The following is a 20607-nucleotide window of genomic DNA, read 5'->3' on the forward strand; positions in this document are numbered from 1 at the left end:
CGTCGGTTCAGGTGGCAGGCGCTCTCCCGGAGCGGCCCGAACGCGTCGTACAGTTCGTCGGCGGCGTCGGCGGCCCGACCGGCGAGCAACGAGTCGACGGCCGCGGACACCGCACGGTCGGCGTCCGAATCCGACAGCGGTTCCGGGAGGCGGAAGGCGGCGCGGATGGCGAGGCGGTCGACGCTCCCCTCGCGGTTCGTCTCGTTCGCACAGCGCGCTTCAAGGCGGTCGGTCACCACCTCGCGGTCGGCGTCGACGAGCGTCGCGATCCACACCCGGAACTCTTTGATCGCCGCCCACTCGTCCGCCGAGAGGTCGGTCCCGTCGGGGACGAGACCGGGCCGTTCGCGCCGGCAAACGGTGGGGAAGGCCTCTCCCAATCGCTCGGCTGCGCCGTCGGCGTCGCCGGCGACGAGTCGGTCCAGCGCGCCCGACAGCGCCTCCTCGGCCCGCGGATCGGGCAGGGTGGGCGGTAGGTCGAACTCCTCGCGGATCTCGGCGCGCACCGCCTCGGGATCGGCGGCCTCGGGGTCGTCGCCAGCGGCGGCGTAGACGCGGACGGCCTCGATGTCGATCCCCTGTGACGCCGCCCGCAGACGGAGGTTCAACACTGCCCGCCACGTCTCGGCGTCGAGGTCGTAGTCCTCGTCCGGGATCACCTCGGGACAGCGGGTGTGGAACCGACAGCCCGGCGGCGGGTCGGACGGACTCGGCACGTCGCCGGTGAGTTTCGTCCCCTGTCCCCGTCGCCGCGGATCGGCCACCGGCGTCGACCCCAGTAGCGCCCGCGTGTAGGGGTGTTGTGGGTCCTCGAACAGCTTCTCCGTGGGCGCCGTTTCGACGATTTCGCCGAGGTACATGACCGCGACCCGATCACACACCTCGCGGACGACACCCATGTCGTGACTGATGACGACGATGGCGAGGCCGAACTCCTGCTGGAGGCGGTCGATCAGGTCCAGAATGTCCGCCTGCACGCTCACGTCCAGCGCGCTCACGGGTTCGTCCGCGACGACGAGGTCGGGGTTGATGACGAGCGCGCGCGCCAGTCCGATCCGCTGTTTCTGCCCCCCGGAGAACTCGTGGGGGTAGCGGTCCATATCGGCGGCGTCTAACCCCACCCGCTCCAGCAGGTCGCCGACGATGCGCCGCCGGCGCTCCCGGTCGCGCATCCCGTGGACCCGGAGGGGTTCGGCCACCGACTCGCCGATGCTCATGCGTGGATCGAAACTCGACGTGGGGTCCTGAAACACCATCTGGGCGCGCCGGCGGAAGCGTTTCAGCGCCCGGTCGTCGTACGCGGTCACGTCCTCGCCGTCGAAGACGACGTGGCCGTCGGTCGGTTCCTCCAGTCGCAGCGTCGTCGTCGCCGCCGTCGACTTGCCACACCCGGACTCGCCGACGAGGCCGAGCGTCTCACCACGGTCGACGGTGAAGCTGATGCCGTCGACGGCGCGGACCCGCCCCACCTCGTTGCGGAGGACGCCCTCCGTGACTGGGTAATGTTTCGTCAGCCCCTCCACGTCGAGCAGGGGTCGGGTCATGGCCGGTCACCCCGCTCTCGACCATCGCCGTCGAGGGCGCGCCCGCCGTCGGCGGGCATCGCCTCCTCGTCCCGCACGATCGACGGGTCGCCGCCGGGTTCGTAGTGGACACACGAGACGACGTGGTCCTCGTCGCCGTCGACGGCGCAGGCGGGCGGCTGATCACCCTCTCGGCAGGCGTCGACGGCGTACTCACACCGGGGATGGAACCGACAGCCGTCGGGCGGGTCGGTCGGTGACGGGAGTTTGCCGCCGATGGAGGAGGCACCGCCGTCGCCCCGACCGGGCAGACAGTCGAGGAGCGCGCGCGTGTAGGGGTGCGAGGGGCGTTCGAACAGGTCGAAGACGTCGCCACGCTCCATCACCTTGCCCGCGTACATCACGACGACGCGGTCGGCCACCTCCGCGACGACGCCGAGGTCGTGGGTGATGAGCAGGATGCTCATGTCGAACTCCGCCTGTAACTCGCGGAGGAGGTCGAGAATCTGGTTCTGGATCGTCACGTCGAGCGCGGTGGTGGGTTCGTCCGCGATCAGTAGATCGGGGTTGGTGGCGAGCGCCATCGCCAGCGACACGCGCTGTTTCATGCCGCCGGAGAACTCGTGTGGGTAGTCGTCGAACCGACGGGTGGCTTCGGGGATGCCGACCCGATCCAGCAGGTCGATCCCGCGCGACCGTGCCTCCGACCGCGACACGTCCTGATGCAGTTGGATCGCTTCCACGATCTGCCAGCCGACGGTGTAGACCGGGTTGAGCGCCCCCTGCGGGTTCTGGAAGACGTGCGCGATGCGGTCGCCCCGGAGGGCACGGAGTTCGTCCTCGGAGAGCGTCGTCAGATCGCGCCCGTCGAAGACGATCTCACCCCCCGCAATCTCGCCGGGTGGCATCCGGATGAGCCGGGTGATCGACTCGCCGGTGACGGTCTTGCCGCTGCCAGACTCGCCGACGAGACAGACTGTCTCGCCGCGGTCCACGTCGAAACTCACGCCGTCGACGGCGCGGACGAGGCCCTCGTCGGTGTGGAAGACGGTGCGTAAGTCGCGGATCGAGAGTAGTGGTTCGGTCATGTCTCCTGTCGCGGGTCCAATGCGTCACGGAGCGCATCACCCATGAAGTTGAACGCGAGGATGGTCGTGAAGAGGAACACGCCGGGGAAGGTGGAGACCCACCACGCCGTCGAGAGGTCGCTCCGCCCGTTGGCGATCACCTGCCCCCACGAGGGGACGGTCGGATCGCCGAGCGAGAGGAATGAGAGGGAGGCCTCGAAGAGGATGAATCCCGGAATGAGGAGGGTTGCGGCCGTGATCACGCTGTTCGAGACGTTGGGGACGAGGTGGCGACGGATCACGTAGAGCGTGCCCGCGCCGGCGCTCCGGGCGGCAGTGATGTACTCCTCCTCCGCGCGCTGGAGGGCTTCGGAGCGGACGAGGCGAGCGATAGACCCCCACCCCGTCAGCCCGAAGATGAGGATGAACATGAACAGGCTCCCACCGAAGAGGTAGGTGAGCAGGAGATAGAGGAAGAAGGCGGGAAAGACCAGTTGGATGTCGACGTAGCGCATCAGGAGTTCGTCGACGAGGCCGCCGCCGTAGGCCGCGACGGTGCCGACGGCCGTCCCGATGGTCACCACCAGCAGAGTGGAGATGAGGCCCACCTTCATGCTCACCTGCATCCCGTAGATGACGAGGACGAGGATGTCCTTCCCGTCGCCGGTGGTGCCGAGCGGGTGGGCCATCGTTCCCTGACAGCGACCGTTCACCACCTCGCCGACGCAGTTGACGGGCACCGTCGAGTCGACGCCGAGGTAGATCGGTGGCTGGTACGCCTGATCGAGCGCGAGCGTCGGCTTGTCGAGGAACAGCGGGCCGACGACGCCGATCAGGAAGACGACGATCAGATACACCAGGCTCAGGACGGCCATCCGGTTCTTGCGGAACTCTCGCCAGTAGTAGGCGGTCAGCCGACGGTTGTCGTAGAGCGGCACGGCGACGTAGAAGACGAGTGCGAGGAGCGTCGCCACGAACAGCCAGTCGAGTTGCGTGACGTTCCACTCGACGGGGAACGTGATCGTCGGCCGGTTCTCCGGCAGGACGAGGTAGTCGTACAGGAAGACGACGACGAGGGCGAGTCCGGTCAGGAGCGCGCCTCGGTCGCGCCGGGAGAGCGTCGACAGTCGGCTCCCCGTCTCGTCCCAGTCGACCGTCTCGAAGGTGTCTTGCCCCGCCATCAGCGATCACCGTAGTCGATCCGCGGGTCGAGGACGGTGTACGCCACGTCCTGTATCAGGTTGCCGATCACCGAGATGAACGTGAAGATGAGCGTCGTCCCCAACACCAGCGACGTGTCCTGGGCGATGATGGCGTTGTACGACAGTTGGCCGAGGCCGGGGATGCCGAACACCACCTCGACGAGATAGGAGGCCGCGAGGAAGATGCCGAGGATGTCGCCGACGAGGATGGTCATCAGCGGCACTGCGGCCGGGCGCAGGATGTGTCGGGTGAGGATACGGTAGCCGTCCGCGCCCTTCGATTTGGCCGTCTTGACGAATTCGGCTTCGACGTACTCCAGCGCCTCCGCCCGCGAGTAGCGCATGATGCCCGCGATGGTGCCCGTCACGAGGACGATGACGGGCAGGACGAGTTGGCGCGCCATCCCGAGACTGAAGAAGGGCAGGTCGGAGTCGAAGACGACCGGGAACCAGCCGAGTTGCACGCCGAAGACGAGGAGGAGGATGATGCCGAACCAGAAGTTTGGGATGGCGTAGCCGAAGAAGGCGAAGAAGGTGGCGGCGTAGTCGGTGCGCGTGTACTGGTGGGTGGCCGAGTAGAGGCCGATAGAGAGGCCGACGAGGATGGAGAGGATGGTCGTCGGCACGGAGTAGATAGCCGTGTACGGCAGGGCGCTGGCGATGGCGTCGATGACGGGTTGGGAGCGAGTCTGTGACCACCCCCAGTTGAGCGTCGCCATGTTGACCATGTACTCGCGGTAGCGGACCCACGGCGAGCGGTCGAGGCCGCGTCGGGCCTCGAACGCCTCCTCGGCGGCTTCCGCGGACCCGCCGCTGGCTGCCGCCTGGAACTGCATCTGCTCGGCCGCCGGATTCGGCGTGATGGCGAGCAGTCCCCAGGTGATCGAGAGGATGAGAAACGTGGCGACGACGGCCCACACGACCCGCCGAACCACGTACCAGCGCATGCTCACTGCCGGAATCGACCCCCTCGACCGGCTGCGTGTGCCGCCCCGGACGCACCGGCGCGCGTCGACCGTCTGGGCCGACACCTGCGGCCGCCCCTGCTCACGCGAAGTACCATGTCTGGGAGTCCCACCCGGTGTTGAACTCTTCGTCGTAGCCACGGACGTTGTCGGCGTAGCCGCTCACGCTGGACGGCATGGCGAGGAAGCCGAAGGGCTGTTCCTCGCTGATGAGGCCGAACGCGCGACCGAACAGTTCCTGCCGGCGCGTTTCGTCCGTCGTCGCCGACGCCTGCTCGTACAGTTCCGCGATATCCGAGTCGGGGTAGTAGCCGTAGTAGTTGATGCCGCCCTGCCGCTCGAAGAAGCCCTTGCTGGAGGCGGGCGTGAAGGGGTAGGTGTTGAACTGAAGGTTTATCGACATATCCCACGGCTCGGCGCTGGTGGCCACGTCGCGCGGCCCACCGTTGAACACGCCGGCGGTCCACTCGGGTTCCGTCCCCTCCGGCGCCGACGTCTGGACGTAGTTGCTCTGGAACGTCGACGAGGAGACGGCCTCCGGTTGGACGTCGATACCCGCGTTCTCGCCGAACTCCTGTGCGATGAACTCCGCGATGGTGCCCTCCGTCGGCTGCCCGGAGTCGTAGTAGATGGAGAGGGTCACCTGTTCGCCAGAGCCGTCGACGAGCGTCTCGCCGTCGTACGCGTATTCGGTGTCCGAGAGCGCGGATTCGAGGCGGGAGCGGGTCGCCTCCGGTCCGTAGCGGTCGCCGACGCCGAACTCCTCGACTTCGCTGTCGACGTACCACTGCGACCACTTCGGCTGCATCGTCTGGGAGACCTGCCCGTAGCCGCGCAGGATGTTCTGCACCACCGTCTCTTTGTTGACGGCGAACGCCAGCGCCCGGCGGACCGCCTTCGACCGGAACGGCTCCCACCCGTTCGCTCGCATGTTGTAGACGATGATGCGGGCGTACGGCTGGGGGGTAACGTTGACGTTGACGTTCGGCAGGTTTTCGAAGCGGTTGGCCTTGTCCGGCGGGATGCCTGCCGAATCCACCTCGCCCGACTCCAGCGCACCGAGACGCGTGCTCTCTTCGCTGATGACCCGAACCACTTGCTGGTCGAAATAGGGTGCTTCCGTGAACCGTTCGGGCACGCCCTCCACGTCCTTGAGGTAGTAGTCCTCGTTTCGGGTGACGGTGTAGCGCGCGGAGCGCTCCCACTGCTCGTACGTGTACGGGCCCAGATTCCCCGTATAGGCCAGCGTGTTGAGTTCTTCGTCCTGCTGGAGTCCTTCGGTGTCCTGATCCGGGACGTACTTCTCCAGAATACCTTTGGGAATGCACTGCTGGCGCCAGAGGACGGGCTTGAACGGGAACGAGGGGTCCACCTCGAACAGCCGGATCTCGAACGTCCGGGTGCCCGTCTGCTCGACCGGAATCGGTTCCCGTTCGCTCGACTCGGGGTTCATCCGGAACCACGAGTCGGCGTTGGGGTACCCGCTCCAGTTGGGACGGGCCTGGAAGACGTTCGTGATCATGTAGACCCAGTCCTCGGCGGTCATCTGTCCGTAGCCCGCGCCCCACTCCAGATTCTCCCGGAGTTCGATTTCGTAGACGCGACCGTCGTCGGTCGAGTAGTCGGCCCACAGCGGGAAAATCTCCCGCTCGGGCTTGATCGCCCACGCTCCGTCGAGCGTTGCCGTGACGTACGATCCCGAGGTGGCGTCGGCGATAGTCAGCCAGTTGAGCGACTGCGCGTCGACGCTGGACGCCGAGACGTACGTCCCCTGGACGCTCCGGTCGCTGCTCTCGCCACCACCGTCGTTTCCTCCGTTCCCCGAACAGCCAGCGAGTCCGGCGACCCCCGTCGCGCCGATGAGTTTCAGTACGTCGCGTCGTCTCCGTCGTCCCCGACGACCCGCCGTGCCCGAGTCGCTTCGGCGGTCGTTACCAGACGGCATACCTTTTCAAAACGGTGGTGTACACTAATACCCATCGGTCACCCCAGAACCGCCCGACATCGTCGGCGTTCGGCGGTTAGCCGTCGCCGTGTGGGTCGGTGATGATGACTTCGCCGTCCTCGACGGTGACGTTGATCAGCGTCTTGACGCTGTAGCCCGCGTCGTCGAGTTCGTTCGGGCCGGCCTTCTTGATCACCGCGACCACGTCGATCACTTCCGCGCCGATGTGTTCGAGGGCGTCGAGAATTGCCTTCATCGTCCCGCCCGTCGACAGCACGTCGTCGAGGACGAGCACTCGGTCGCCCGCCTCCACGTCGTTGATGTACATCTCGCTCTCGGAGTAGCCGGTCTGGGCGGCCAAGGACACCTCTCCCTCCAGACCGTACTGGCGCTTCCGGATGACGACGAGGGGGATGTCGGTCATCAGCGAGACGGCGGTGGAGATGTGGATCCCCATCGCCGCCGGCGTGACGATCTTGTCGATATCCTCCAGATCCGCCTTGCGGATGATCTTGATGACGATTTCGCGCAAGAGTTCGGGACGGAGCATCGGTACCCCGTCGCTGACGGGGTGGACGAAATACTCGTAATCCCCTTTCTCGATGATCGGCGCGTCGAGGAGGGATTGCCGCAACTGGTCCATGTCGACCGTACCGACCGTCGAGAATAAAAGGTGGCGATCCCGGTTTCACCACCTCTACGAAGGGACGGCGACGACCGGCGAACGGGGCGACCACCACACGTCTGCCCCCGTCTGACGAGCATTGATGATCCGTGCGGCACACGTGACTCCGGGAGGTGAACGGTGACGTGGACGAAGTCGCGAGTGGATTGTTCATCGGAACGGTCGCCGACGCTGGCGACGGGGAGCGCCTACGTCGTCGCGGCGTCGGTGTCATCGTCTCGCTGACATACGGCGACCCGGACGGCGGGTATCCCGACGGGGTGACCGTCGTCGACGTGCCGATGGTTGACGGGCCACGGAACGATCTGGCGGCGTTCGGCCGGGCAGTGACCGCGGTCACGTCACGACTCGACGACTACGGCGTCCTCGTCCACTGTTCGGCGGGCGCGTCTCGGAGTCCAGCAGTCGCCGCGACGGCGCTCGCGCTATCCGAAGGGATCGGTCTCGACGATGCGTTTCGGCGGGTCGCGGCGGCCCGGGACGCCGTCGACCCCCACGACGCGCTCGTTCGGCGGGCCGCGAGCGTCTACGTCGACCGGCGATAGCTCACACGATGCCCAACCACGCCAGCACACCGCCGAGAACGACCATCAGGATGAAGATGCTCCCGCCGATGTTGGCGCGGTACCGCGAGAGCATCGTCGGATCGGCGCGCACGTCGGCAGCGCGGTCGGCCGCGGCGACGGCGACCCGGTCCACCGCGGCGTACGTCTCGGTCACGCCGTGGACGACCGCCCGCGTCCCGTAGAAGGCCAGCGGGTTGTACGCGGCGTCGACGTCGGGCACGCGCCCCACCTTCGACAGCGGTTTCTTCAGTATCGCGAAGCCGACCAGTCCGATCACCGCCAGCGCGACCCCCTCGATCACGTGGGGCACGGTGTAGGTGTGGTAGACGTGGGCGACGACGGTTTCGTCGGTCACGTCGAACGGGAGCAGACTGAACAGCGCCCCGTCGAAGACGCCGTAGAACACACACAGCGTTGCGACGACGACCATCGCGACCTGCTGTGTCCGCGGCGCCGGCGTCACGGGGTCACCCTCGTACGGCCCGTGGAGGAAGGCGTAGTAGCCGAACTTGATGAACGAGAGGAAGGTTCCGACGCCGCCGACGAGGAGCAGCAACTCCAGCGTGTAGAACTCGCCGACGACGAGCGGCCCTTTCACGAACGTGTAGTGGCTGGCGGAGATGACGATGCCCTTGCTGACGAAGCCGTTGAACCCGGGGAAGCCGGCGATGGAGAGCGCGGCGATGGTGAAGGCCGCGGCGGTGACGGGCATCTTCCGCGCGAGGCCGCCGAGGTACTTCAAATTCTCCTCGCCGGTGCGGTAGATGACCGCTCCCGCCGTCATGAACAGCAGGCTCTTGTAGAGGATGTGGTTGAAGACGTGGCCGAACGCGCCCGCCTGCGCCAGCGCGCTCCCGATGCCCACCCCCGCGACCATGTAGCCGACCTGCGACTGGATGTGATAGGAGAGCAGGCGGCGCATGTCGTTCTGGAGGAGGGCGGCGGCGGCGCCGAAGACGGCCATCGCCCCGCCCATGTACGCGATCATGAGGTGGCCCTCGGGGAACGCGCGGTACATGGCGTAGACGCCAGTCTTGGTCGTGTAGACACAGAGGAAGACGCTGGCGGCGATGTGGGGGCGCGGATAGGTGTCGGGGAGCCACGCGTGCAGGCCGATGAAGCCGACGTTGACGCCAATCCCCACCGCGGCGAGCACCTGCGGCACCGTCCCGACCATGCCGTCGGCGGCGGTGAAGAGGAACGAGCCGACCTCGACGTAGTGCCACGCGATGGCCGCGAGGACGAGACTGCCGCCGATGCCGTGCAGGATGGCGTAGCGGAAGCCCGCCCGGACGGCCTTCCCGCCGTAGTCCCAGACGAGAATCGTGCTGGTGACCGCCATCAGCTCCCACCAGACGACCATGGTCAGCCAGTCGCCGGCGAAGACGGCGCCGAGGCTGGAACCGACGTAGGTGAGCGCGTACGCGGTCTGTTTACATTTCGCGCCCGTCGCCCACGAGTAGACGATTGCGGCGGTGGCGATGAAGGCGAAGACGAGGCCGACGACCCGCGAGAAGGGGTCGACGGCGAAGAAGACGGCGTCGAAGCCGAACAGTTGCCCGGTGAGGTGGGTGCCGGCCGGGACGACCCACACCCAGACGGTGACGAGGCCGGTCGTGAGGCCGGCCAGCAGGTGGCCGAGGCGACGACGGTCGCCGGCCAGCCCGGTCGCGAGGGCGGCGGCGAGGACGACGACGACGGGCGGAATCGCCGTGAGCGCCGAAGCCATCAGACGCCCACCCCCGTCGCCGCGGCGACGATGACCTCGATCAGGCGGAGGAAGACGGCGGTTCGCGGAATCACGCCGAGGACGACGGCGCCCGTCATCGCCGCGAGGATGGGTCCGAGCATGAACCACGTGCTCTCGCCGCCGCGCCAGCCACGGCGTTCCCAGCCGTCGGCGGGCGGGCCGCCGTGGTGGCTCTCGTGGCCGCCGTGGGGGGCATCCTCGGGACCGCCGTCGTCGTGTTCGTGTCCACCATCCGTCACCGGATCGGGCTCCGGCGCCGCCGCCTCCGGCCGGATCGACCGCTCCTCACCGCCGAGCGGGAACTCGATCAGCGGCTTGGCGTCCGTGGCGTCCTCGCTCTCGAAGAAGGCCTGATAGAAGACGGGCCAGAAGTACGCGATGTTGAGGACGCCCGAGAGCAGGAGGACGACGGCGAAGATGCTCTGGCCGGCGCTCACGCTACCGATCAGGAGGTACCACTTGCTGACGAAGCCGGCGACGAGGGGGATGCCGGCCATGCCCGCGGCGGCGACGCCGAAGGCGAGCATCGTCAGCGGCATCCGTTTCCCGATGCCCGCCATCTCGCTGATGTCGTCGGTGTGGGTCTCGACGTGGATGGCGCCGGCGGTGAAGAAGAGGGTGAGCTTCATGAACGCGTGGGCGGGGATGTGGAGGAGGCCGCCGACGATGGACTGCGGGTCGAGGACGGCGATGCCGAGGACGATGTAAGAGAGCTGACTCACCGTCGAGTACGCCAGCCGGCGCTTGAGGTTGTTCTGCCGGAGCGCGATGACGCTAGCGATCAGGAGGGTGGCGGCGGCGACGACGGCGAGGGGGAGGCCCATCCCGAGCGAGCCGGTGAGGTCGACGCCGTACACGTCGAGGACGACGCGCGCGATGCCGAACACCCCGCTCTTGACGACGGCGACGGCGTGGAGCAGGCCGGAGACGGGCGTCGGCGCCACCATCGCGTCGGGCAGCCACGAGTGGAGGGGCATGAGCGCCGCCTTCACGCCGAAGCCACCGATCAGGAGGACGAACGCCGCCCGTGCGAGGACCGGATCGGCGTTCGCGAGGCCGGCGATACCGCCCGCGGTGAACGCCGTCGTGCCGGCCATCGTGGCGACCATGACCGTACCCGCGAGGACGGCGACGCCGCCGCCGAAGGTGTAGGCCAAGTATTTTCGGCCGGCGGCCCGCGCTTCCGCCGTCTCGTCGTGGGTGACGAGCGGGTACGTCGCCACCGTCAGCAGTTCGTAGAAGACGAAGAGGGTGACGAGGTTGGAGGCCATGGCGACGCCGAGGGCGGCGGCGACGCTCGCGGCGAAGGACGCGAAGTAGCGGGTCTGGGCGTGTTCGGAGAGGCCGCGCATGTAGCCGATGCTGTAGAAACTCGTGATGAGCCACAGGAGACTGGCGACGGTGGCAAAGAGGAGGCCGAGCGGGTCGGCCTGCAGCGAGAGTTCGACGCCGGCGACGAGCGTCCCGAGGTGGGAGACGTAGGTCGTCCCGCCGATGGCGGCGGGGAGCATGCTGGCGACGAGGGCGAAGGCGCTCGCCGCCGCGATGACGGTCCACCCCTCGCGGACGTTTGGCCGGCGGCCGGAGGCGAGGATCGGTACGACGGCCACCGCCGCGATGGCGACGGCCAGAGCCGGTCTGAGTGAGGCGATGTCGGTCATGAGAGGAGGCTATCGATGGTCGGCTGAAGTGCGGTCTGCAGGTCGGTCACGGCGAGGCCGAGAATGAGGGCGACGACGGCGGCGCCGATGATCAGCGCGAGGACGCCACGCGGCGGCGTCGCCGGTCCGCCGAGACGCTCCGACCCGCCGTCGGTCGCGGCCTGCATGCTCGCCGAGGCCGGCGCGACGAACATCCGTTCGACGAGGATGGCGAAGTACGCGAGCGTCAGGAGCGTCGACGCGAAGATGACGACGGCGACGGGCCACGTCCCTGCCCGGACGGCGCCGAGCGCGATGTACCACTTGCCGGCGAAGCCGACGGCAGGCGGGACGCCCACCATGGCGAGCATGAGGGCGGCGCTCGCCCCCCCGAGGACGGGGAATCGGCCCGCGAGGCCGGCGTACTCCTCGGCCGTCGTCGCACCGGTCAGGTCGTCGATAGTGCCGGCAGCGACGAACAGCCCACCCTTCATGATCGCGTGGCCGACGAGGTGGACGATGGCGCCGAAGACGGCGGCAGGGGTGCCGATGGCCAGCCCCACCACCACGAGGCCGTACTGCGAGACGGAGGAGTAGGCGAGCATCCGCTTGACCTCCGACTGCGCGACGGCGAGGACGCTCCCGACGACGATGCTCACGCACGCGAAGACGACGAGGGCGTCCCGGGCGACGGGCACGGCCTCGAAGAAGGCGGGCGTGTAGACGGTGTACAGGATGCGCAGGAGGGCGTAGGCCGCCACGGTGGAGACGAGGGCGGCGATGAGCGCGCTCACGCTGTCCGGCGCGTCGTTGTAGGCGTCTGGTTGCCACGTGTGCAAGGGGAACAGCGCCGTCTTGGTGGCGAGGCCGACGACGATGAACCCGAAGGAGGCGAGGACGAGCGGCGAGTCGTAGCCCGCCTGCGCGAGTTCCACCGAGAGGTCGGCCATGTTGAGCGTCCCCGTCGCCACCAGCGCGTAGCCGACGCCGAGCAGATACAGCGAGGCGGCGACGGTGCCGAACAGGAGGTACTTGAGCGCCGCGACGGCCGACCGGCCGTCACCGGCGCTGGCGACGAGCGCGTACGTCGCCAGCCCCGAGATTTCGAGGAAGACGTACAGGTTGAACACGTCGCCAGTGACGCTCATGCCCGACAGCCCCGTCACGAGGAGGAGATATTCGGTGTAGAACGCGGCGCCACCGGGGTCGTCGCGGACGGTGTAGACGAGGACGACGAGCGAGACGGCGGCGACGAGGACGACCACGACCGCCGACAGGCCGTCGACGACGAGTTCGATCCCGTAGGGGGCGACGAAACCGCCCACCTCGTTCGACAGCGGGCCGTCGGCGATCGCGCGGGAGCCGATCCACGCCGCGAGGGCCGTCTGGACGGTGAGGACACCCGCGGCGACGGCCGGTGGGCCCCGCTCGGTCACTAGCCCCGACGCGACGGTGAGGAGCGCACCGAGGAGGGGAACCGCGACGAGGAGGGGAACGAGCGTGTCACTCATTCGCCAGCACCTCCTCCAGCGTGTCCTCGTTGATGGTGCCGTAGCTCTCGTAGATGCGGACGACGAGGCCGAGCGCCACGGCGGTCAGACTCACGCCGACGACGATGGCGGTCAGGATCAGCACGTGCGGCAGGGGAGAGACGAAGGGACCGCCGCCACCGCCGGACTGGACGACCGGCGACCGGCCGCCCGTGCGGAAGGCCGCGGAGATGAAGAACACGAAGATACCCGTCTGGAAGATGTTCAGGCCGATGATCTTCTTCACGAAGTTGTCGCTCTCGATCATGACGTACGCGCCGATGGCGAGGAGCGCGACCACGACGAGGTACGTGTACTTCGTGGTGAGCAATTCGATCATTCAGCGATCCTCCTCCGTGCCGGGTTCGGTCGCGTCGCGGGCGGTGTCGAGCCCCGTCCCCAGCAGGAAGAAGAGGCCGGAGATGACGCCGGAGACGACGAGGCCGATACCGACTTCGACCAGTTCGATGCTGTACTTGCTACCATGGTGGACTAGCGTCTCGTATGCGGAGACCTGCAGGAAGTTCTCTCCGACGAGGTAACCCCCCAGTCCGATGCTGAGGAACGTTCCCAGCCCGACGAGGACGAGGAGGGCGAGGTGTTCGTTTCGCAGGTGGGCCGCAATGGGTTCGATACCGAACGCGAAGCCGAGCATGACGACGGTCGTCGCGGCGATGACGCCGCCCTGGAACCCGCCGCCGGCGGAACTCGCGCCGTGGAGCATCACGAACGCACCGAGCGTGAGGACGAAGGGGGCGATCACCCGGACCGTCGTCATGATGATCGTGCTCTCGACGTACGGCGGACGTTCGGTCGCGGGGCGGGAGAGCTCTCCCTCCTCGCCCTCCGCGGCCGGTTCGGTGCCGCGATCACGCTCGCTCATAGGAACGCCTCCCGCCGGAGGACGAGCAACATCGCCACGCCGGCCGCGAAGACGACGGCCGCCTCGCCGAGCGTGTCGAACCCACGGTAGCCGACGAGGACAGCTGTCACGACGTTGGTCACGCCGGTCTGTTCGTACGCGTTGTCGAGGTAGTACTGGCTCACTGCGCCGTCGAGGACGGGGGTGCCGGCGGCGCCGACGGGGGGAAGCGCCGGCACCGTCGCGCCGACCGTGACGACGATGGCGACGACGGCTAGGCCGGAGCGGAGGCTGATCCTCTCGAACCGGTCGGACCGGGAGACGGTCGTGCGAGCGATGGTGAGCAGGAAGAGGACGGTGGTGATGCCGGCGCCGACGGCCGCCTCGGTGAGCGCCACGTCGGGCGCGCGGAGGAACGCCCAGAGGACGGCGACGCCGAAGCTGTAGCCGGCGAAGGCGACGATGCTCCCGACTACGTCCTGAAGGACGGCGGCGGCGAGGGCGCTCCCCAGCATGAACAGGAGGACGCCCGCGACGAGCAGCGACGAACTCATCGCTCCCCCCCTTCGCCCTCGCTCTCGGCGTCGTTCTCGTCGAGCCACGCGTTCTCGCCGGCGGGTTCGACCTCCTGCTCTTTCGCCGCCCGGGCGATGGCGTGGGCGGCGGTCGGACTCGTCACGAACAGGAAGACGAGCAGGAACACGAGTTTCATCGACTCGGTGGTGATCCCGAAGACGACGGCGATGCCGGCGAGCGACAGCACGGAGCCGAGCGTGTCGCTTTTCGACGCCGCGTGCAGGCGCGAGTAGAGGTCGGGCAGGCGGATGATGCCCACGGTGGCGACGAAGCCGAAGAACGTCCCGACGGCGACGAAGGCGGCTGCCAGAATCTCCAGCGGCGTCATATGACCCCACCCCACTCGACCGTGAACTTCGAGACGGCGATGCTCATGACGAAGTTGAGCAGGGCGTAGACGAGCGCCACGTCGAGGTAGCCGTACTCGCCGAAGGCGACACTCACCAGCGCGATGACGATGACCGTGTTCGTCCCGACGACGTTGATGGCGACGATGCGGTCCTGCGTGGTCGGGCCGCGCACCACCCGGTAGAGGAGGGCGACCGCGAAGAGGGCGAAGGCGCCCGCGGCGGTGAGGAAGATGGTCGATAGCGTCGGCGAGATGGTCACGTCCGGCGTCCCGCCGGCGGCGGCGAGGAGCAGCGATGTGGGTAGTACGCCCGACATCAGTTCTCCTCCTCGCCGTCGTCGAGTCGTTCGCGTGGTGAGGCGATGCTCGCCGAGTCGCGGCCGTAGAAGACGAACCGGACCAGCCGTTCGAGCGTTCCTTCGAGCAGGTCGTCCTCAGCCTCCGGAATCAGCGCGTGGACGAGGAAGTGCTGCCGGCTCACGTCGATGGTGAGCGTCCCCGGCGTCAGCGTGATCGAGTTGGCGAGCGTGGTGACGGGCATGTCGCCCCACACCGCGGCGTCGAACTCGACGATCCGTGGGTCGATGGGGAGGCGCGGATGCAACACCACGTACGCGAGCGCGACGTTCGCCTTGGCAATCTCCCAGAGGAGGATCGGCGTGTACGCCGCGAGGCGGACGAGGCTCATGCCGATGAGCCGGAGGTCCGGCAGTTCGCTCTTGAGCGCTACCCGCGAGAGCGTGAGGGTGACGACGCCCGCCGTCGCGGCACCCGTCACCACCTCGTACAGGTCGGTGACGTGCCACCCGCCGAGCGCGAGATAGAACAGGAAGGAGACGGCGTACACGAGGAAAAATTCCGGAAGGCCGATGTCGGTGAACGGCAGGCGCCGACGCGTCTGGCGCGTGACCGGCGCCTCGAACACGTCGAACCCCCGCTGGGCGAGTTCCTCCTCGAACGAGCGCAGGATCGGGACGCTCCCGCCGGGACGGAAAGAGGGATCGACGACGATCCGTTCGACCCCGTTCGCGTCGGCGTACCGGCTGATCACGTCCGCGAAGTCGCCGGGGCTGAAGACGTACTCGCTCGTGCCCACGGTCGCGGACTCGACGTTGACGGGTTTCGGTGCGTCCTCGCCGACCAGTTCGTCGAGGTCCTCCTCGGCCCAGACGACGACCCGGTTGAGCAGTTCGTTCGCGATAGTGATGTCATCACGGTCGGTCTCGAAAATACGCCAGCGGGCGGGGTAGACGAAGTGAATCGTCACCGATTCCCCCGTCTCGGCGGCCGACTCGTAGGCCTGTTCGACCGCGTACGCGACCGTCCGTCGGAGCGTCTCCGAGTCGCCGACGGGGACGAGTACGTCGCCGTGGTCAGCCACCATTCGGTGGTCGACCTCCAGCGACCCGAGCGGTGGCTCCTCCGTTCATTCTTGTCATTCTGTAGCCTTCGGTTCCGCTTTGATAACTATTGCTATACGGCAAGCGGCAGGGTCGTGCCTGCCGATTCGCTTCGACCCATCGCTCGGCGTCCACCACGGACTGATCAGTCGAATTCGGCCGCGAGGCTGGCCGCGACGCGAGCGCCGAGGCCGGTCTTCGATCCCGTGTACGTCGCCGCTTCGTCGGCGCGGACGAACAGCGCCCGCGTCTCGTCGCCGCCCATCATCGTCGCGTCGTTGGCGACGACGAAGGCGAGGTCGACCCGGTCGCGGAGGTCCTGTGCGCGTTCGATCATCGCGTCGTCGTCGCCGCTGGTCTCGGCCTTGAATCCCACCATCGTCAGGTCAGGGTGGGCCTCCCGGATCGTGTCGAGAAGTTTCGGCGTGGGTTCGAGTTCGAGCGTCAGAGGCTCGCCCGAGCGGATCTTCTCGGACGCCGTCTCGACGGTGAAGTCACCGATGGCCGCGGCGGAGACGAGGGCGTCGGCCGGACCGTTCCCGCCTGCACCTTCGATGGCCGACCGCGTGGCGTCGAGCATCTCCGCGGCGCTTTCGACCGGTCGCACGTCGGCGTAGGGTACGTCCGGGCCGTCGTGGACGAGCGTCACGTCCGCGCCGCGGACGTAGCAGGCGCGGGCGACGGCGCGGCCCGTTCGTCCGGAGGCGCGGTTCGAGAGCGTCCGGATCGGATCGATCGACTCCGTCGTCGCGCCGCTGGTGACGACGACGTGGCGATCCGCCAGCGTCGCGGGCGTCGTCGCTCGTGCCGTCGCGGTGACGATGGCTTCCTCGCTCGCAATTTTCGCCTTCCCTTCCTCGATTCGGGGATCGACGAAGTCGACGCCCCACGACTCGACGCGGTCGATGGCGTCGAGGACGCCGGGGTGGTCGTACATGGGTTCGTGCATGGCGGGGGCGATCACGACCGGCACGTCGGCGCCGAGGGCGGTCGTCGCACACGTCGTGACGGGCGTGTCGTCGACGGCGGCGGCGATCTTCCCCACCGTGTTCGCCGTCGCTGGCGCGATCAGGAGTACGTCGGCCCAGCCCTCCCGACCACAGAGATCGACGTGTTCGACCGCGCCCGTGATCTCCGTCACCGGATCGTGGCCGGTCGCGAACTGGAGCGCCCACGGGTGGACGATCCCCTGCGCGCTCGGTGTCGTGACGGCACGGACGCTCGCCCCCTGTCGCCGGAGTTCGTGGGCGAGTTCCACCACGGTCACCGCCGCGATGCTCCCGGTGACGCCGAGGGCGACGTTGGTGTCCTCCAGCATTCGTCCCCACTTCCGCGGCGAGGGTCTTAAGCCCCGGTCGTCGGCGGTGGGTGAAGTCCCCGTCGAAGTCACCGAAACGGGTTTTCGGGCGGCGGCCGTGTGACTGCTCATGACCCGCGAATCCGAACTCATGCTGTATTTCCTGCTCGGAATTCCGGCCGTCGTCGTGGGTTTTTTCCTCCTCATGATGGGCCCCATCGGCTGGTTCCTCGCCGCCTTCCTCGGCATCGCGGTCCTCGGCGCGGCGTCGGTGTTCGGGGAGGACAACGCGGAGCGCGAGGGCCCGGCGCGCGTGAACTGCCAGCACTGTGGGTCGCGGACGGACGCTGGCGAGGTGTGCGAGTACTGCGGGGAGCCGCTCTGATACCGCTCCGTCCGCATCGCCCGGCACTCCCTCACTCCGCCCGCAACGCCGCCCGGTAGTACCCCGTATCGGCCGACGAGGGATAGTCGACGGCGACGACGGACCACTCGGGCGCGGCGACGGTACGCAGTCGCTCGGGAGCGAACAGCAGGAAGTGGAGCGGGTTGCCGCGGACGCCTTCGTACTCGAACTGCAGCCGTCGTCGGGCGAGTCCCGGCCGCGGATCGGGGTGGTAGCCGACGAGGTCGGCCGTGCCGGAGTGGCCGGGATCGTAACCGTCGACGACCGCCGTCGCGTCGGCCGTCGTCACGGCCGCGAGGGCGGTGAGCGTCTCGCTGAGTGTCGCCAGCGACCCCGCGAGGCCGAGTTGTGTCCCCCGGATCAGCGCGGATCGGAACCGGCTCTCGGGAGCCGTCTCGCGGAGGGCGAACAGGTCGCCGTGGCGGGCGTCCTCGACGCCGCGGTCACGCATCGTCTCGACGAGCAGGTCGTCGACTTCGACGGCGACCGTCTCGAACTGGCGCTGGAAGTACAGGGCGTCGCGGCCGACGCCGGCGCCGAGGTCGACCAGCGGGCCGTCGAGCCACGACTCGATCCACGGGAGCGCGTCGTCGTCGGTCGGATCGCCGAAGTAGAACGCCTCGATTGGGTGTTCGCGGGACGCGTCGTCGCCGTGGACGCGGAGCGGCGCCGTTCGCTCGCCGAGGTAGTGGTCACGGAGGGCGCAGGCGAACGGATCGGGCACAGGCAGATCGAACGCGGCGGCACGGGAAAATCCCTCGGCGGTGCGGAACGCTCGGGCACCGACGATACCGTCACGCGCCCTCGTCGGCGCGGAACGCTTACCCCGATCCGGGCCAACGGTGATCCGTGGACCGTATCCACGTCAGCACGGTCGTCTGCCTCCCGGTCGAGGAGGTGTACGAGTTCCTCGTCGACTTTCCACGGTACGCCCGTTACTCGGAGTATCTGACCGACGTGCGTGCGGAGGGCGACGGCTCGCCGGGGACGCGCTACCATCTGCGCTTCGCGTGGTGGAAGCTCTCCTACACCGCCCACACCGAAGTGACGGAGGCCGACCCGCCGACGCGACTCGACTGGCGGGTGGTGAAAGACCTCGACGCGCGGGGGAACTGGCGCGTCGAACCGCTCGACTCGGTGCCGCCCGGTCTGCCCGCGGACGCGGAGACGGCGTGTCGCGTCCACTTCGACGTCGTCTTCGACCCCGGCTCCGCGGGCGACGGGATGCTGGATCTCCCCCGGTTCGTCTCGCTCGACTGGGTCGTTCGGAAGGTAAAACCGATTCTGCTCGAGGAGGTCGAGCGCGTCGTCCAGCGTGTCGTCGCGGACCTCGAAGGCCGGCGGCGGGAGGTCGAGTTGGTCGTTCACGAGGAGCCGGGAGGGTCCTGACGTGCTAAACGAAATCGTGAAACCGCGGGCGCACCCAGTGGGACGCATGACCGGGAGCGATCCGGCGTGCGCGTAATCATCGTCGGCGCGGGACAGGTCGGTTCGAGCATCGCGGCCGACCTCGCCGGCACGCACGACATCGTCGTGGTGGACCGGGACGGAGACCGGGTCGAGGACTTGACTTACTCGCTCGACGTGCTGACCGTTCAGGGGGACGGCACGTCGCTGTCGACGCTGGAGGAGGCGGGCGTCGACGAGGCCGACATGGTCATCGCCAGTACCGACGACGACGAGACGAACATCGTCATCTGTTCGACCACGCGCGCCGTGAGCGACGCGTTCACGGTCGCCCGCGTGAAGAACACGGAGTACCTGCGGACGTGGGAGCGCTCCGAACGCGCGTTCGGCATCGACTTCATCGTGTGTACGAACCTGCTCGCCGCCGAGTCCATCGTCCGCGTCGTCGGCATCCCGGCCGCCCGCGACGTGGACTCCTTCGCGGGCGGGAGCGTCCAGATGGCGGAGTTCGAGATCCCGCCGGGGAGTCCGGTGACGGACCAGACGGTCGCGGAGGCCGACCGGTTCGAGGAACTCACGTTCGCCGCCATCCTCCGGGACGACGACCTCGAAATCGCGCGCGGGGACTCGGTCCTCCACGAACGCGACCGGGTGGTAGTGATCGGAGATCCCGACGCTGTCCGCGGGTTCGCGACCACCATCGCGCCGGACGAACCGCCGGGAACGGCGGAGGAAGTCGTCATCGTCGGCGGGAGCGAAATCGGCTACCACGTCGCCCGGCTACTCGGTGATCGGGGGTTCAAACCGCGGTTGATCGAGCAAGACGCCGAGCGCGCCCGCCAACTCGCCGAAGACCTCCCGAACGCCATCGTCATGGAGAGCGACGCCACCGACATCGACTTCCTGGAGCGCGAACACGTCGGCGACGCCGACTTCGTCGTCGCGGCGCTGGATTCGGACGAGAAGAACCTGCTCGTCTCGCTTCTGGCGCGGCGACTCGGCGTGGATCGGACGGTCGCCGTCATCGACACGTCCGAGTACGTCGAACTGTTCGAGGCAGTGGGCGTCGACGTGGGTGTCAACCCGCGCGAGGTGGTCGCGGAGGAGATCACGCGGTTCACCCGCGAGGGCGGCGCGGAGAACGTCGCCATCATCGAGAGCGACCGCGCCGAAGTGCTGGAAATCGAGGTGGACACGGAGAGCATCCTCGCGAACCGCCCGATCCACGAGTCGGTGAGCGACCTCCCCACGGGCGTCGTCATCGGCGCGATCACCCGTGGCGAGTCCTTCATCACGCCCCGTGGCGACACCGTGATTCAGCCCGGCGATCACGTCGTGGTCTTCCTCGACGCGTGCATCGTCGACGACGTGACGCCGAAACTGTAGGCGGATGTCAGCACTTTAAAGCCGTCTCCGCGAGCACCGACGGACGAAGCAC

20 protein-coding genes and 1 pseudogene are annotated in these 20607 nt (G+C 68.0%); 4 read left to right on the plus strand and 17 right to left on the minus strand.

Annotation, left to right across the window (positions count from 1 at the left end; translation table 11 throughout):
• Nucleotides 1-332: 332 nt before the first annotated feature.
• The 6 genes and pseudogenes from DU502_RS09190 to hpt form a co-directional block, all read right to left on the minus strand.
• Nucleotides 333-1544, minus strand: a pseudogene (locus DU502_RS09190) (ABC transporter ATP-binding protein); the annotation flags it as partial.
• Complete coding sequence (locus DU502_RS09195) at nt 1541-2611, minus strand: ABC transporter ATP-binding protein (protein WP_121919086.1); 1071 nt, start codon at nt 2609-2611, stop codon at nt 1541-1543. The gene DU502_RS09195 and the pseudogene DU502_RS09190, both read right to left, overlap by 4 nt.
• Nucleotides 2608-3771, minus strand: coding sequence for an ABC transporter permease (locus tag DU502_RS09200; protein WP_121919087.1), 1164 nt, complete (start codon nt 3769-3771; stop codon nt 2608-2610). The genes DU502_RS09195 and DU502_RS09200 overlap by 4 nt, the downstream gene beginning before the upstream one ends.
• Nucleotides 3771-4739, minus strand: a complete 969-nt coding sequence (locus DU502_RS09205; protein WP_121919088.1) for an ABC transporter permease — start codon at nt 4737-4739, stop codon at nt 3771-3773. Before DU502_RS09205 ends, DU502_RS09200 begins: the two co-directional genes overlap by 1 nt.
• 100 nt (nt 4740-4839) lie before the next feature.
• The gene (locus DU502_RS09210) at nt 4840-6702 is read right to left on the minus strand and encodes an ABC transporter substrate-binding protein (RefSeq protein WP_121919089.1); all 1863 of its coding nucleotides are present in this window, start codon (nt 6700-6702) and stop codon (nt 4840-4842) included.
• Between the two features lie 76 nt (nt 6703-6778).
• Complete coding sequence (gene hpt, locus DU502_RS09215; RefSeq protein ID WP_121919090.1) at nt 6779-7345, minus strand: hypoxanthine/guanine phosphoribosyltransferase; 567 nt, start codon at nt 7343-7345, stop codon at nt 6779-6781.
• Between the two features lie 155 nt (nt 7346-7500).
• On the opposite strand from hpt, the gene DU502_RS09220 reads away from it, so the two are divergent.
• Complete coding sequence (locus DU502_RS09220; protein ID WP_241966755.1) at nt 7501-7932, plus strand: dual specificity protein phosphatase family protein; 432 nt, start codon at nt 7501-7503, stop codon at nt 7930-7932.
• A gap of 1 nt (nt 7933) precedes the next feature.
• Here the strand turns inward: DU502_RS09220 and DU502_RS09225 are convergent, their stop codons facing one another.
• The 10 genes from DU502_RS09225 to coaBC form a co-directional block, all read right to left on the minus strand.
• Nucleotides 7934-9682 (minus strand): Na(+)/H(+) antiporter subunit D, encoded by a 1749-nt coding sequence (locus tag DU502_RS09225; protein ID WP_121919091.1) that lies wholly within the window; start codon nt 9680-9682, stop codon nt 7934-7936.
• Entirely contained in the window at nt 9682-11364 is a 1683-nt protein-coding gene (locus DU502_RS09230; protein ID WP_121919092.1) for a proton-conducting transporter transmembrane domain-containing protein, read from the minus strand. The genes DU502_RS09225 and DU502_RS09230 overlap by 1 nt, the downstream gene beginning before the upstream one ends.
• Complete coding sequence (locus tag DU502_RS09235) at nt 11361-12854, minus strand: proton-conducting transporter transmembrane domain-containing protein (protein WP_121919093.1); 1494 nt, start codon at nt 12852-12854, stop codon at nt 11361-11363. Before DU502_RS09235 ends, DU502_RS09230 begins: the two co-directional genes overlap by 4 nt.
• Nucleotides 12847-13212, minus strand: a complete 366-nt coding sequence (locus DU502_RS09240) for a sodium:proton antiporter (protein ID WP_121919094.1) — start codon at nt 13210-13212, stop codon at nt 12847-12849. The genes DU502_RS09235 and DU502_RS09240 overlap by 8 nt, the downstream gene beginning before the upstream one ends.
• Nucleotides 13213-13755: an MnhB domain-containing protein gene (locus DU502_RS09245; RefSeq protein ID WP_121919095.1), complete on the minus strand. Its 543-nt coding sequence runs from the start codon at nt 13753-13755 to the stop codon at nt 13213-13215.
• A complete protein-coding gene (locus tag DU502_RS09250) occupies nt 13752-14288 on the minus strand; it encodes a DUF4040 domain-containing protein (RefSeq protein WP_121919096.1) in 537 nt (178 codons plus the stop codon). The genes DU502_RS09245 and DU502_RS09250 overlap by 4 nt, the downstream gene beginning before the upstream one ends.
• Nucleotides 14285-14638: a monovalent cation/H(+) antiporter subunit G gene (mnhG, locus tag DU502_RS09255; protein ID WP_121919097.1), complete on the minus strand. Its 354-nt coding sequence runs from the start codon at nt 14636-14638 to the stop codon at nt 14285-14287. Before mnhG ends, DU502_RS09250 begins: the two co-directional genes overlap by 4 nt.
• Nucleotides 14635-14913 carry a cation:proton antiporter gene (locus DU502_RS09260; protein ID WP_394338919.1) on the minus strand — a complete coding sequence of 93 codons (279 nt, stop codon included), beginning with the start codon at nt 14911-14913 and terminating at the stop codon, nt 14635-14637. Before DU502_RS09260 ends, mnhG begins: the two co-directional genes overlap by 4 nt.
• 62 nt (nt 14914-14975) lie before the next feature.
• Nucleotides 14976-16043, minus strand: a complete 1068-nt coding sequence (locus DU502_RS09265) for a monovalent cation/H+ antiporter subunit E (RefSeq protein WP_121919099.1) — start codon at nt 16041-16043, stop codon at nt 14976-14978.
• Nucleotides 16044-16204: 161 nt separating this feature from the next.
• The gene (gene coaBC / locus DU502_RS09270; protein WP_121919100.1) at nt 16205-17377 is read right to left on the minus strand and encodes a bifunctional phosphopantothenoylcysteine decarboxylase/phosphopantothenate--cysteine ligase CoaBC; all 1173 of its coding nucleotides are present in this window, start codon (nt 17375-17377) and stop codon (nt 16205-16207) included.
• 109 nt (nt 17378-17486) lie between these two features.
• On the opposite strand from coaBC, the gene DU502_RS09275 reads away from it, so the two are divergent.
• Nucleotides 17487-17741, plus strand: coding sequence for a hypothetical protein (locus DU502_RS09275; protein WP_121919101.1), 255 nt, complete (start codon nt 17487-17489; stop codon nt 17739-17741).
• A 31-nt stretch (nt 17742-17772) separates the two neighbouring features.
• Here DU502_RS09275 and DU502_RS09280 read toward each other — a convergent pair whose 3' ends face one another.
• The gene (locus tag DU502_RS09280) at nt 17773-18486 is read right to left on the minus strand and encodes a methyltransferase domain-containing protein (protein ID WP_121919102.1); all 714 of its coding nucleotides are present in this window, start codon (nt 18484-18486) and stop codon (nt 17773-17775) included.
• Nucleotides 18487-18611: 125 nt separating this feature from the next.
• Here DU502_RS09280 and DU502_RS09285 point away from each other — a divergent pair, with 125 nt between their 5' ends.
• The gene (locus DU502_RS09285) at nt 18612-19151 is read left to right on the plus strand and encodes a type II toxin-antitoxin system RatA family toxin (protein WP_121919103.1); all 540 of its coding nucleotides are present in this window, start codon (nt 18612-18614) and stop codon (nt 19149-19151) included.
• 66 nt (nt 19152-19217) lie between these two features.
• Nucleotides 19218-20555 carry a Trk system potassium transporter TrkA gene (trkA, locus tag DU502_RS09290; RefSeq protein ID WP_121919104.1) on the plus strand — a complete coding sequence of 446 codons (1338 nt, stop codon included), beginning with the start codon at nt 19218-19220 and terminating at the stop codon, nt 20553-20555.
• The last annotated feature ends 52 nt before the right edge of the window (nt 20556-20607 follow it).

Origin of the sequence: Haloplanus aerogenes, from assembly GCF_003856835.1 — an archaeon.
In the GTDB taxonomy this organism is placed as follows: Archaea; Halobacteriota; Halobacteria; order Halobacteriales; family Haloferacaceae; genus Haloplanus; species Haloplanus aerogenes.